This window comes from Veillonella sp. (genome assembly GCF_018364065.1).
Lineage (GTDB): Bacteria > Bacillota > Negativicutes > Veillonellales > Veillonellaceae > Veillonella_A.
This window is the reverse complement of the sequence record NZ_JAGZMO010000003.1, coordinates 262,810-274,944: the sequence shown is the minus strand read 5'-3', so window position 1 is coordinate 274,944 and position 12,135 is coordinate 262,810. Positions and strand designations below refer to the sequence as shown.

Annotated in this window: 13 protein-coding genes; 2 read left to right on the top strand and 11 right to left on the bottom strand. The window is 48.0% G+C overall.

Going from position 1 to position 12,135, the window contains the following annotated elements; genetic code table 11:
• Positions 1-166: 166 nt before the first annotated feature.
• The 8 genes from KHZ77_RS04630 to KHZ77_RS04595 form a co-directional block, all read right to left on the bottom strand.
• Positions 167-481, bottom strand: coding sequence for an XdhC family protein (locus KHZ77_RS04630; RefSeq protein ID WP_295196181.1), 315 nt, complete (start codon positions 479-481; stop codon positions 167-169).
• Positions 478-1,200, bottom strand: coding sequence for an XdhC family protein (locus KHZ77_RS04625; RefSeq protein WP_295196179.1), 723 nt, complete (start codon positions 1,198-1,200; stop codon positions 478-480). Before KHZ77_RS04625 ends, KHZ77_RS04630 begins: the two co-directional genes overlap by 4 nt.
• Before the next feature lie 18 nt (positions 1,201-1,218).
• Positions 1,219-2,028, bottom strand: coding sequence for a selenium-dependent molybdenum cofactor biosynthesis protein YqeB (yqeB, locus tag KHZ77_RS04620; protein WP_295196177.1), 810 nt, complete (start codon positions 2,026-2,028; stop codon positions 1,219-1,221).
• Positions 2,025-2,657, bottom strand: coding sequence for a nucleotidyltransferase family protein (locus KHZ77_RS04615; protein WP_295196175.1), 633 nt, complete (start codon positions 2,655-2,657; stop codon positions 2,025-2,027). The genes yqeB and KHZ77_RS04615 overlap by 4 nt, the downstream gene beginning before the upstream one ends.
• Positions 2,658-2,687: 30 nt before the next feature.
• Positions 2,688-3,443: a selenium cofactor biosynthesis protein YqeC gene (gene yqeC, locus KHZ77_RS04610; RefSeq protein ID WP_295196174.1), complete on the bottom strand. Its 756-nt coding sequence runs from the start codon at positions 3,441-3,443 to the stop codon at positions 2,688-2,690.
• Positions 3,444-3,727: 284 nt separating this feature from the next.
• Complete coding sequence (locus tag KHZ77_RS04605) at positions 3,728-6,019, bottom strand: molybdopterin cofactor-binding domain-containing protein (RefSeq protein WP_295196173.1); 2,292 nt, start codon at positions 6,017-6,019, stop codon at positions 3,728-3,730.
• Complete coding sequence (locus tag KHZ77_RS04600) at positions 6,016-6,483, bottom strand: 2Fe-2S iron-sulfur cluster-binding protein (RefSeq protein WP_295196171.1); 468 nt, start codon at positions 6,481-6,483, stop codon at positions 6,016-6,018. The genes KHZ77_RS04605 and KHZ77_RS04600 overlap by 4 nt, the downstream gene beginning before the upstream one ends.
• On the bottom strand, positions 6,468-7,262 hold the full coding sequence (locus KHZ77_RS04595) for an FAD binding domain-containing protein (RefSeq protein WP_295196170.1): 795 nt from the start codon (positions 7,260-7,262) through the stop codon (positions 6,468-6,470). The genes KHZ77_RS04600 and KHZ77_RS04595 overlap by 16 nt, the downstream gene beginning before the upstream one ends.
• Before the next feature lie 252 nt (positions 7,263-7,514).
• Here KHZ77_RS04595 and KHZ77_RS04590 point away from each other — a divergent pair, with 252 nt between their 5' ends.
• Positions 7,515-8,453, top strand: coding sequence for a QueG-associated DUF1730 domain-containing protein (locus tag KHZ77_RS04590; RefSeq protein WP_295196168.1), 939 nt, complete (start codon positions 7,515-7,517; stop codon positions 8,451-8,453).
• Between the two features lie 29 nt (positions 8,454-8,482).
• Here the strand turns inward: KHZ77_RS04590 and yfbR are convergent, their stop codons facing one another.
• From yfbR to KHZ77_RS04575, 3 genes are all read right to left on the bottom strand, one after another.
• Positions 8,483-9,094 (bottom strand): 5'-deoxynucleotidase, encoded by a 612-nt coding sequence (yfbR, locus tag KHZ77_RS04585; RefSeq protein WP_295196166.1) that lies wholly within the window; start codon positions 9,092-9,094, stop codon positions 8,483-8,485.
• Between the two features lie 145 nt (positions 9,095-9,239).
• Positions 9,240-10,097: a serine hydrolase gene (locus KHZ77_RS04580; RefSeq protein ID WP_295196165.1), complete on the bottom strand. Its 858-nt coding sequence runs from the start codon at positions 10,095-10,097 to the stop codon at positions 9,240-9,242.
• A gap of 83 nt (positions 10,098-10,180) precedes the next feature.
• A complete protein-coding gene (locus KHZ77_RS04575) occupies positions 10,181-11,107 on the bottom strand; it encodes a mechanosensitive ion channel domain-containing protein (protein WP_295196164.1) in 927 nt (308 codons plus the stop codon).
• 266 nt (positions 11,108-11,373) lie between these two features.
• Between KHZ77_RS04575 and KHZ77_RS04570 the strand changes: the two genes are divergently transcribed.
• The gene (locus tag KHZ77_RS04570; RefSeq protein ID WP_295196308.1) at positions 11,374-12,117 is read left to right on the top strand and encodes an adenosylcobinamide amidohydrolase; all 744 of its coding nucleotides are present in this window, start codon (positions 11,374-11,376) and stop codon (positions 12,115-12,117) included.
• Positions 12,118-12,135 lie beyond the last annotated feature (18 nt).

The window sequence follows — 12,135 nt, the reverse complement described above, 5'->3', positions numbered from 1 at the left end:
AAACAACTCCTTAGAAGTTTTTACAAAATAAATAAGGGTACTGCGCCTCTGCACATGTACCCTTATATTTTACCTTATTTTGTTTTTACTGTAAAACTGTAAAACCGTAAAGCACGCTGTTTGTATTGTCCGTGTAAAACCGGAAAACACACGTGCTTGTTTTACTTTACACATTCTGCGTCTCAATCCATACATCCAGATTGCCGCCGCAGACCATGCCTTCTTTAACGGCCACATCATCGTTCAAATCAACCATAATGCGGCGATGATGTTCTTTATTATTCAATGCATCCAAGGCTGCAAGACGAATCTCATTTTCCGCCCGGCCTCCGCCGATAGTACCGAAAATACCACCGTCCGGATGCACAATCATAGTTGTTCCCGCCTTGCGCGGTGTCGATCCTTTGGTCTGTAAAATCGTAGCAATGGCCAAGGTTTCTTTTTCATGACCGCGCAAATAATTTACAAACTCTCTTTTCATCGGCTATAACCTCCTCGCGATAAAAATCCGCCACTCTTGCCGCGCGTAACCGCCAAAAATTCGCTCACAATAGATAAGGCGATTTCTTCCGGCGTTTCCGCCCCCAGTTCCAAACCGATAGGCCCGTAAAGGAGATCCAACTCTTCCTGGGTCCAGCCTTCCTCCTTCAGTACTTCAAAGGCATGGAAAATTCGTTTGTGACTACCCATCAAGCCCATGTAGGTAGTTCCCACATAGTCGCGCAGCTGATGGAGACAAATACTGTCATATTCGTGTGCCCGCGTAACGATAATAATACCTTTATAGGTAGATAAAGGCAATTCACCTTGTAAATTTCTGAAGTCGATGCACATGCGTTTTACACGTTCATCGAAGAAATCGGCGCGTACGTACTCCGGACGGTCATCAACAACAGTTACATGACAGCCGATAAATAACAACATATCCGCAATGCACCGGCTTACGTGACCGGCGCCCAATACCAATACTTCCGGATCCTTCTCAACAGGCTGTATGAAACATTCCATAGAGCCTATGTTGAGTATTTCATTACGCTGCTTCGGCACAATGCACAAACCATCAATACCATTGCCGTAAACGACTTCGCCGGTAGGGCTGTATAACACCTTTTCCCCTTCGCGTTCGCCGGACAAAATTGTCACCATAACGGATGGTTCTTCACGCTCCAAACGCTGTTCAATAAGCTCATATAAATTCATACATACCTCTCTTTCGACTCAACCGTGTGATTCCTGAGCCCACATAAAGGTTTCAATCGCTTCCATCACACCGCCGGCTACAGCCAGAGATTTATCGGAAATGGAATAACAATGCGCCTCTTCACAACGCGCATCAATATCCGCCAATTTGAATCCTTTCGTTACCATAAGGCCCGTTTTTAAAACGCCTCGTAAAATACCCGGAATTTTTGCAATGACCGGAGTTTCATCTACAAAGCCGATAATTTCACCGGCTTCCACAGTTTCGCCGATGTGGCGCCGCGCTGTAAACAGCCCTTCCGCCGGCGCGTGGATAACGCGTTCCTTCGTGAAGCCTCCTACACTGCCCGGCACGCCGGTGTTAGGCAAGGCGGACCCTTCGTAAATACAGCGGCCCAAGGTGTGTCCGCGCATGGTTTCAATCACCACGTCCACATCCTGGCCGGCCGTAAATCCCGGACCGCAGGCAATCACTAAATCCGCATCATCATTTTTCGTACCCAAATTGCGTTTCGCCAAAATGGCATCCACCACAATGGTCGGTTTCACTTTTTCAAGCACCGTGGCGTACGATTCCGTAACGACCGGAATAATCGCTTCACCCGATACTAAAATGCGCTGTGCTTCAGTAAGGCTCACAAAGCGCGCCACTAAACGTTCCAAAATAATTTCCCCCTGATGCACCGCACTGCCGTAGCACACTTTGCGGCGAATCATGGTAGGAATGGCAATCTCATTGACAATAACAGGGTAGCCGGCTCGACGTAATCGATAGATACAGCCTGACGCTATATCGCCACCACCGCGAACTAAAACTATTGGTTTCATTCGTACCCCCACGTATTATACAACTCTTTATATTCATCCGGCGTATCCACATCTGTGCCGGCATTCATTTCAAAATCAATATACGCTACATGAGGTGCTCCGGGCCCCTTTAAAATCTGACGTCCCCCCGTATCGCCGGTAAGTTCGGCTAACAACGGCCGCCAGTACGGTCCGAATACAACAGGATTCCCCCGCTCTTTACTGTGGCCGTAGCGCGGGCAGAGAATCAGCTTTGAAGCACAGTCCGATTGGGCGGACTTAGCCTCATAGGCATCACATATAGTACGTACAATCTCGTCATTAATGAGCGGCTGATCCACCACGGCGCACAGGACAGCCCCGCTCGCGCCAAGTCGGTCTAATTCAGCCAGCCCCAAGCGCAGGGATTCACTCTGTCCTCGTTCCGGATACTCATTAATAACACTCTGAAAGCCATAGGGCGACACTACATCAGCGGCCGCCTCTACGGCTTTGTTAAGAACAACTAACTTTCGGCCCGTCACATGCCCGTAAGCACGGCAGGCATTTTCAAGCAACGTCTTGCCGCGCCAGGGCAACAGCGGTTTCACCTGTCCCATGCGCGACGATAGACCTGCAGCTAATAAAATTACATGGATTTTATTCATCATCAGTTACATATTATGTTTTCACATAGATAATTAATTTTGCCACTGAATCACGCGAGCGATTTCACAGCTGGCTTTGTACCCGTCGGCCAAGACAACCATGGATAAGTTGCTGTGGGACAGGGAGTCTAAGAAGGCGTCAATTATACGATGCTGTACGGTGTCATAGCCGGTACAGAACAAAATACGGCGTCCCTTACTATACTGAAATAATCCTTGCGGATGCAACACGAGCTTGGCTAGCATGGTGGACGTAACGACCGCCCCTTCCGGACGGTCCATAATGGCCGCCACTTCGCTCAAATTGTGAACGTGTTTATCATCCATCGTAGTGCCCAGCATCTGCAGATTGACAACACCGATGGTGGTTGTTGTCTTGCCGGGAATTACCGGTTCCGTTTCTTTCGGTGCTTTCAGCCATTTTTCTTTCGCCCCGTCAGCTTCCACGAGAATTTGCCAGCCCGGATGGACCATGTGCATCTCATCAATTGCCTTCGAGGAAAGAGCTGTTACCTTAGTTCCGTCCACACCGCTGAACCACGACGCGCAGCGCCCCCGCTGCATTGCCTTTTGACAGGCTGTTTCGGCTTCATTAAAATCATCCCCGTAATACGGATTCCACGCGGCTACCTGCGACTCATATAATTTAGTCGTTGTAGTCACCATGGTAGGCATCCCTACAAGACCGCCGTACTCTACCAATTTCGATAGGACCGTCGTCTTGCCACCTGCACCGACAATGGCGGTAATCCCGGGGCTGATTAATTTGCTCCAATGTTTCGATTGCATCGTATAGCCTCCTTTGTGTATACGCCTTTTACACCCTATACTCACTATACATATACTCTTTCGCCACGGAGACATTAAATACCTTTTCTTTTTTTCATAAAATAAATTCAATTAAGTCATAGGTGCAAACATGCGCTGCTCCCGATGCATTGATTCACCTTATTCAAAAATCTTATTGTTTTTTCTATATTCTATTTCTTTTGCATTCTACTTTTTTACATGCTATGTCTACTGCAGCTTATTTCTTTTGCATTAGCAGTAAGACTATTTAGGAAATCTTCTTCCTATTTCTTCTGCATCGCCTTGAAAACTGTTTCGGAAATCATCGGCAATGTGTTGACGTCCGCTTCACAGGCGTTCAAAATCGCCCCCTGCACGGCCGGACACGATGTGTTGATAACAACTTCCCCGATGGATTTAACGCCGAAAGCCCCTGTCGGTTCATGGGATTCCACGAAATCCACGTGGATACGGCCCGTATCCTGACGTGTCGGAATTTTATAAGTCATAAAATTGTTCGTTTCCAAACGACCGTTTTCGGAGTAGCGAATTTCTTCATAGAGCGCCATGCCGAGGCCCTGTACAATGCCACCTTCCGCCTGCACTTTCGCCAATGTAGGGTTCACGATGGTGCCGCAATCCACTACGCCGTAGAAATCGAGCGGTTCCACCTGGCCTGTTTCCATATCCACGGACACTTCCGCAATGCCTACCATGAATGGCGGCGGCGATGTATGACTGCCCCAAGTGGCAAAGCCTATGAGCTGCTGCGGCTGATGGTTCAAGTTTACGATTAACTTCGGCGCTAATTCCGCCGTAGTCATCTGCTTGTTGGAGCCGTCAGTAGTGCGCGCCGTTACGCCGTCAAAGTCGATAGCATCCTCCGCCACTTCCATGTAGGTGGCAAAAGTTTTCACAATCTTGCTGCGCAAATCTTCCGCAGCCATTTTAGCGGCTGTACCGGTTACATAGGTCGTACTGGACGCATAGGAACCCGGATCAAACGGCACTACATCGGTGTCCGCTTCGTAGCAGGTCATGTGCGATAAGGGACAGCCCAGCACTTCGCAGGCCATCTGCATAAGAATCGTATTGGAACCGGTGCCCATATCGGTGGAGCCCGTGTATAAGGTGTAATTGCCGTCATCCTGCAACTTAATTTCAACAGAAGCTACGTCAAACTTCGCTACGCCGGACCCCTGGAACGCCAAAGCCACACCTAAGCCGCCTCGATGTGTTTCATCAATTTGCCAGCTGTGCGGACGTTCATCCCAGCGCGCCATCTTCTTCGCTTTTGCAATGGCTTCCTTTAAAAGACCTGACTCGAGCACTTCGCCCGGTTCATACACCAAGGACGTTTCGCCCACATTGATGAGGTTTTTCAGGCGCAGTTCAATTTCGTCCATGCCCATTTTCTTAGCGAGCTTCGTCACCGCACACTCCAACGGCCACAGCGCTTCCGTTGCGCCATATCCGCGGAATGCACCGCCGGCCATATGATTCGTGTACACCACGTTGGACGCATAGCGCACCGCTTTGCCCTTATTGTATAAAGGCACCGACTTGTGTTCACCGGCCGTAAACGTTGTGAATGCATGCGTACCGTAAGCCCCCGCATCAGACAATGCCACCATGTCGATCACCTGTATGATACCGTCCTTCGTAGCGCCTAAGCGAATATTCCACTCGCGTGCATGACGACTCGTAGAACAGTTATTCGCTTCATGACGCGTATAAATAAGGACTGCGGGCTTTTTCAATTTCCAGGTTACAAAAGCACAGAGCATTTCAGAACAAGCAGTCTGCTTGGACCCGAAACCGCCACCGATGCGCGGTTTAATCACGCGAATACGCGTAGCGGGAATGTCCAAAGCGCGCGCCAAGTGACGGCGCAAATGGAACGGAATCTGCGTTGAGCTGGTACAAACCAATCGGTCGAACTGATCAATGTAGCAGTAGGTGCGGAACGTTTCCATGGCGGACTGAATGGTAGCCTGGTCGAAGTACGTACCTTCCACCACATAGTCACAGGCCTTCAGTTCCGCTTCAATATCTCCTACCACGCGGCTATAGGAACACGCAATATTGCGCTTTGGGTCGCCTCCTACGGGGAAGTTATAGGTTAAGTTATCTTCCGGATGCACTACTGTCGGATGGTCAATGGCTGTGTGAATATCCAACACCGGTTCCATCACTTCGTATTGCACCTTGATAACGTCGCGGGCCTGCATGGCTGTGCGTTCATCTTTAGCCACGATGATGGCTACCGCATCACCTACGTAGCGTACGATTTGATCTAAAATGAGCGAATCGTAGGCGGACGGTTCCGGATAGGTTTGCCCGGCCAATGTAAAGCGATTCTGCGGCACATCTTTATAGGTGAAAACTGCTTCCACGCCCGGAATTTTCAAGGCCGCGCTATAGTTAATGTCTACAATCTTCGCCATCGCATGAGGGCTGCGCAAAATCTTAATGACCAGCGCATTAGACGGCACGAAGTCCTCCGTATACGCCGCACGGCCGCTCAAAATCGTTTTCGCGTCTACCTTTTTATACGACTTGCCTACATGCTTCATGGTGCCACCTCTTCTTTCATGATAGCCAAGTATTTTTTAATTCCTCGTAAATGCGATTCGTAACCGGTGCAACGGCATAGGTTGCCCACTAAAAAGTCGCGAATCTGATCATCTGTAGGATTTTCATACTTGCGGCGCACCGCCATGGCACTCATCATCATGCCCGTTGTACAGTAACCGCACTGGTCCGCCCCTTCCGAAGCGAGCGCATCGCCAAGAACGGCCGCTTCATCAGCCAGCCCTTCCAAAGTCGTAATCTCATGACCTACGGCGCGGAATGTAGGATAAGAGCAGGACAAAATTGTGTCGCCGTCAAGCCACACCGTACAAAGTCCGCAGTTCATCGTATCGCAGCCGCAACGCACACTGTAATAGCCTTCGCGGCGCAATGTTTTAAGAAGCATCTCATCCGGTTCGATGGTGAGCTTCGTCATTTTCCCATTTATTTTTAATTGCACGTCCACCGGGATACCTCCTGTAACAATCGTTTTACCATAACCTTTGTCATCGCCTGACGATACTCGGCGGAGCTGTGAGAGTTCGTCTGGAACTTCAATTCTTCAGCCGCCATATTTGCACACTCCTCAAGTGCATCGAGGCCTTTTTCAGTAAACATACGGCCCGCTTGCACCGCTTCCTTGGCGCGGGACGGACGGCCGCCGATGTAAATGTGACAACCCGATTCATTAATGCTCACCGCACCGGTCAAATACGGGAAGTCCGATACGGATTTTCTGAACGCCAACGCCGCCACAGGCTGCTCTTTTTTAGGCACAATGACTTCCACTAAAATCGCTTTTTCCCTATAGTTTAAATAATCGCTCAAAGGCATGCGCCCTTTGCCGAATAACTCCACTTCCGCATCCAATGCCAATAAAGTGGGAATAATATCGGAAAAGCCGAACCGTGCCGCTACTGAACCGCCAATGGTTGCCATATTGCGGAACTGAACGCCTAAAATCGTATGCACAGCCTTAGGCAAAATGCCGTTGCCGAATGTTTGAAATGGTGCGAACTGCTCCACATCGCCCTGCGTCGCCATGGCGCCAATATGAAATGCATCCGCTTCTTCCCGAATATAACGGAGTCCTAATTTAGATAAATCGATTACGGCCGGGAATTTTCTGGTACCCAAACCGAGCCAGCAACCGCCGGCCAACAAAGGGGCCCATTTATTCTTCGCCATCATCCCTTGCGCCTCTTCCAGCGTGGTCGGCTCCAACACCTGTCGGTACATTAACATATACGGTCCTCCTCTATACCTGAAATCTTACACTTCTAAAAGCTCTGTAATCCCAAAAGTTCCGAGAATCCTGAAAATTCTTAAAATGTTGTATAATATTGTTACTATGGCCACCGTTCAACTTATTGCGCGGCGTCCCTTGTAACATTTCTATACTTGATTACATTGCCGACTAAATTATTTAGTCCTTATTAACTAATCGGTTTAATCCTTATCAACTAATTTATTTAGCACTTTATTATACTAAAAATCATGATAACTCGAAACCATATCAAAAAATTAACTGAACAACTAAATATCCCTGCCTTCGGCATTGCCCAATGGCCTTTGCCCGAATCGGCGCGAGACTTTATACATACAGATAACCCGTGCCCCTTCATTAACGGCACCTTGGAAGAACGGCTCACAGGCAACACGGCCATCAACGCCAAAAGCGCCATCGTCTGTCTCTTTCCTTACTATGTGCCGCCCAAACTAGTTATCCCCAACTTGCCCAAATATGCTTGGGCCAACGACTACCACCTGGTGGTGCGCGACTATCTGACGCGATTGGGTGAATCACTGCAGGCTTTAGACAACCGTGTGGTGTTCGAAGTGCACTGCGACACGTCGCCTTTAGCCGATCGCTACATGGCCTACTTGGCAGGACTAGGTGTGTTCGGGAAAAATCGTGCCCTCATCAATCCGACCTGGGGCTCCTACACGAATATCGGCACCTTGCTGACCAATCTTGATTTACCTGTAGACAGCCCGATGGAAGGAACCTGCCTGGGTTGCAACCGCTGCGTTAAAAGTTGCCCCGGCCAGTCCTTGGGCGGCAAAGAGTTTCGCTACGAAACCTGTAAGAGCTATTTAACCCAGAAAAAAGGGGCGTTGCCGGACGATGAAGTTTCCATCATTCAAAAGTCCCCTCTCGTATGGGGCTGCGATATTTGTCAAGACGTGTGCCCTCACAACCGCAATGTGCCGCTCACGCCGATTAAGGAGTTTCAGCGTATTGAGCCACGCATAGATCCGACCGTATTGGAACCTATGACCAATCGCCAATTCAAAGAAGCCTTCGGTCATCGCGCATTTGCATGGCGCGGCAAAGCCACCTTGTGGCGAAATTGCCAAATCATCGAAGCGGGCATGAAAGACCAAGGGGCAGATAAAGAGGCAAATCACTCAGATACCCCTTCAAACCCTTAGAACACGTTAAGCCCATCTTATATTCGGAACTAAAAAGTTGATCCTTTTTCATGTTCCAAGGAATAATTTAATACATCCAATGACTGTCCCATGGAATCAATGTATAAGTCCAGGAACTGCTCCACCGCCCGTAACTCGTAGCGGTGGAGTTTTTTTAATATACTTTCATAGGCTTCATTAAACTCACCGTTGCCGGCCTGTCGTTCCAGTACACACTTCATAAAAGCGGCCATTGTATCGGCCGCTTTTAATAGCTTCGCTTCTTCATCACTCATATTACCTAAGAGTAAATCTTCGTAATGCGTTTGCAAAGACTCAGGCAAGGTGTACAGTAACTTCTTCTGAGCCAGTTGTTCCACTTCGCCATATAAATGACGCAGCGTAGGATGAAAATATTTAATTGGGGTCGGCATATCGCCGGTGAAAATTTCACTTACATCGTGATACATGGCCAATACAGCCAAGCGGTTAACATCTACGTTACCGCCGTTCAAATTATGCAACAGCCCTAAATTATGAGCGATGAACGCCACATCAAGACTGTGTTCCTGATTATTTTCCACTTCCACATTGCGCATCAATCCCCAGCGTCGAATAAAACGCAAACGCCGTAAAAATGCAAAAAACGGACTTTTTTTCATACCGTACCTGACTCTCTGATTACTAATACTCTAAACTACTAACACAAAACTAACTTAAACTTACTAACTGCTAACACAAATTAACAACGTAAAACGATAAGCAGAAACCGCCCCTACAAATTGCTAATTTGCATCAATTATTCTATTACGATTCTGTATCTAACAAGGCAAATCCATAATCCAGCAACGCCGGTGCATCAGTCCAGCGTTCATCGTCATTGAGGAGCACCACAATCAACGTATGACCGTTGCGCGTTGCCGATGCAATGAGGCAGTCGCCGGCCGCTTCAGTGTAACCGGTTTTAAGACCGTTAGCTCCGGGATAACCGCTACGGACAAAATGGTTCGTCGTCCGCACTGTTACAGGCGCCCGATTTTGGTAATTTACCTTATAATAATCATAGCCCACCATGTCGCGGAACATAGGAATGCGCATGCCATAGGCGGCAATGCGCGCCAAATCCAGCGCCGTGCTGTAGTGGCCGGCCTGTGTCAATCCATGAGGATTTAAAAAATGACTGTTCGTCGCCCCTGCCTGCTTCGCCACTTCATTCATAGCCAGCGAAAAACGATATACAGAGCCGCTCACCGCTTCCGCCACAACAACGGCCGCATCATTACCGCTGGCCACCATCATGCCTTCCGCCACGGCCTGCAGCGGCAGCTGATCGCCCAGTTTTACACCCAGATTGGATTCTTCCATGGATGTGGCATATGGCGAAATTGTAGCCAATTCGTCTAATCGCGTGCCTCGTTCCTGTAACGCCGTCAACAGCGTTACCATCTTGGTCGTACTGGCCGGATTCATGCGCTTTTCTTCATTGCGCGCCACGAAAATCCGCCCCGTTTCGGCTTCCATAAGGACAGCCGCTTCCGCGCTGTACGTGGGCACCTTCAATTCCCCGGCCCCATACACCGGTGTGCTTACGCCGGTCAACAAAATACCGCCCAACACTAAGGCACTGCACAGAGTCCCTCGAAGACTCTTCCAATTCAAACGCACAAACTCACCTCTTATACATGCTTACTTTCAACTCTGTTTCCAATCACAGACGCAACTACTTTTGCAATCTCCCTTGGCAGCCCTTATTTTACATATTGACTCACATCGCCAAGCGGAGACTTGCTTTCATCCAAACCGCCGCGAATATGTTCCACATGAACCACACGTTGTGGGTAAGGGATGTCGATATTATTTTCGTCAAATTTATCTTTTACAGCAGACATGGTGTCATAAAATACGCCTAAGTAATCGCCGTTTTGAACAATTGGATACGCCGCAATGCGTACAGAGTTATCACCGAATTCGGAAATCCCGATTTCAACAGTTTCACGATTAACTACGCGTTCGTCATTTTCGAAAATCTCACGAAGCACGGCAATGGCCTGATGATGGTCATTGTTATAACCTACGTCGAATACAAACGGTACGATACGAGTATCATTGTATGTGCTGTTCGTAACCTGCTGAGATGTAAGCATGGAGTTAGGAATAAACACAGTGCGCAACTCTTTCGTTACGATCATGGTGTTCATAAAATGGATGCTTTTTACAATACCGGTCACGGAACCTACAGTAATATTATCCCCTGCACGGAATGGTTTGAAAATTAAAATCAAAAGACCGGATGCAAAGTTTGCCAGGTTGCTCTGCAAGGAAAGGCCGATAGCCAAACCTAACGCACCAAAGGCAGCCAATAAGGATGTAGTTGGGAATCCGGCAGAGTTAAGCGCCGTTAAGAGCACTATCGCCATGAGGCCATAGTACACGATCTGACTCACAAAGGATATAACCGTGTGATCATAGCTGGCGCGGTTCATAACACGAATGGAAAAGTCACGGAAGAACCGGGCAATATAGGTACCGATAAAGAATATAATCAAGGCCATTAAAATAGCCGGTCCATGTTCAATGGCGAAATTAATAAATTTGTCTACATAGGAAGCTCCGTTAGCTACCTGCGACTCAACTGTCGATGTTACCGAGTTGGCACTTACACTTGCAATTAACATACTTCGTCTCCTTTTCTTTTTAACTCAAATAATGCATTGAAACTCAATCATTCAAATAATACTTTGAAACTCAATCATAAAGATAATGACAATTTTAGAAAAATTATTTAATATAGAGAACATATGATACTTTTAACAAATATGTATAAAGCATATATGAAGATACCTTTATTTTAAACGATTCTGCCAGATATTTACAGGAGATTCACATGACACAAACCAATCATACAAATGACTCCGGTCATTTTCAATCTCATAATAATACAATTCCCACAAATCCATATAAAGCACCGGCTCAACTGGCTGTAGGCGGTTACGTAAACTGTACAAAATCGGCTTTGGTTGTGGCCTTTGACGATGTGCATTACAGCTTGAGCACCAGTCCTTTTAACGGTGGTTTCCACCATACCTTGGCACTGCGCAATCAGCAGCTCAACTTTTTCGTCAATACGGAAAAAGAATTGCCCGGCGGCTCAGTGGCTGAATATTTAAGCCTTGAATTTGAACAGGAAGATTATCCGCTCAATTTCTGCACCGGCCTCATCACCAGCGCCTCCATGGAATGGCACGCTTATGCGGCTGTTACTTCCGACGACATCATCGTAGAGGTTATCGCCACGGCCGGTTATGACCAAACGGCCCACCGTGCCGGTGACGGTTTCTATTACAAAGAATCGGACGGCCAGTTCCGCGAACCTCACACCATTAACCTGCTCGTCTTTACGAATCAGGCATTAACGGACGGAGCCATGACAAAGGCCCTCATTACCATTACGGAAGCGAAAACCATCGCGCTCTGGGAAAACAACATTTTAAATCAGGCCGGCACGCATCCTGCATCAGGCACCGCTACGGACGGCATTATTTTTACCATCGACACAAACGGTCCTATTTTAACCGATGCAGGTACATTCTCACAATTCGGCGACACCTTGGCCAAAACCGTTCGCCTCGCTATGAATCGCGCGTTGGAAAACAATCGCACATGCAAAGCCTTGCAAGAAAAATAGCTAGTTAATTCATCAAAT

Coding starts and splice junctions, on each gene's coding strand:
- KHZ77_RS04630 (WP_295196181.1), bottom strand. CDS start 481: ATGAAAAGAGAGTTTGTAAATTATTTGCGCGGTCATGAAAAAGAAACC.
- KHZ77_RS04625 (WP_295196179.1), bottom strand. CDS start 1,200: ATGAATTTATATGAGCTTATTGAACAGCGTTTGGAGCGTGAAGAACCA.
- yqeB (WP_295196177.1), bottom strand. CDS start 2,028: ATGAAACCAATAGTTTTAGTTCGCGGTGGTGGCGATATAGCGTCAGGC.
- KHZ77_RS04615 (WP_295196175.1), bottom strand. CDS start 2,657: ATGATGAATAAAATCCATGTAATTTTATTAGCTGCAGGTCTATCGTCG.
- yqeC (WP_295196174.1), bottom strand. CDS start 3,443: ATGCAATCGAAACATTGGAGCAAATTAATCAGCCCCGGGATTACCGCC.
- KHZ77_RS04605 (WP_295196173.1), bottom strand. CDS start 6,019: ATGAAGCATGTAGGCAAGTCGTATAAAAAGGTAGACGCGAAAACGATT.
- KHZ77_RS04595 (WP_295196170.1), bottom strand. CDS start 7,262: ATGTTAATGTACCGACAGGTGTTGGAGCCGACCACGCTGGAAGAGGCG.
- KHZ77_RS04590 (WP_295196168.1), top strand. CDS start 7,515: ATGATAACTCGAAACCATATCAAAAAATTAACTGAACAACTAAATATC.
- yfbR (WP_295196166.1), bottom strand. CDS start 9,094: ATGAAAAAAAGTCCGTTTTTTGCATTTTTACGGCGTTTGCGTTTTATT.
- KHZ77_RS04575 (WP_295196164.1), bottom strand. CDS start 11,107: ATGTTAATTGCAAGTGTAAGTGCCAACTCGGTAACATCGACAGTTGAG.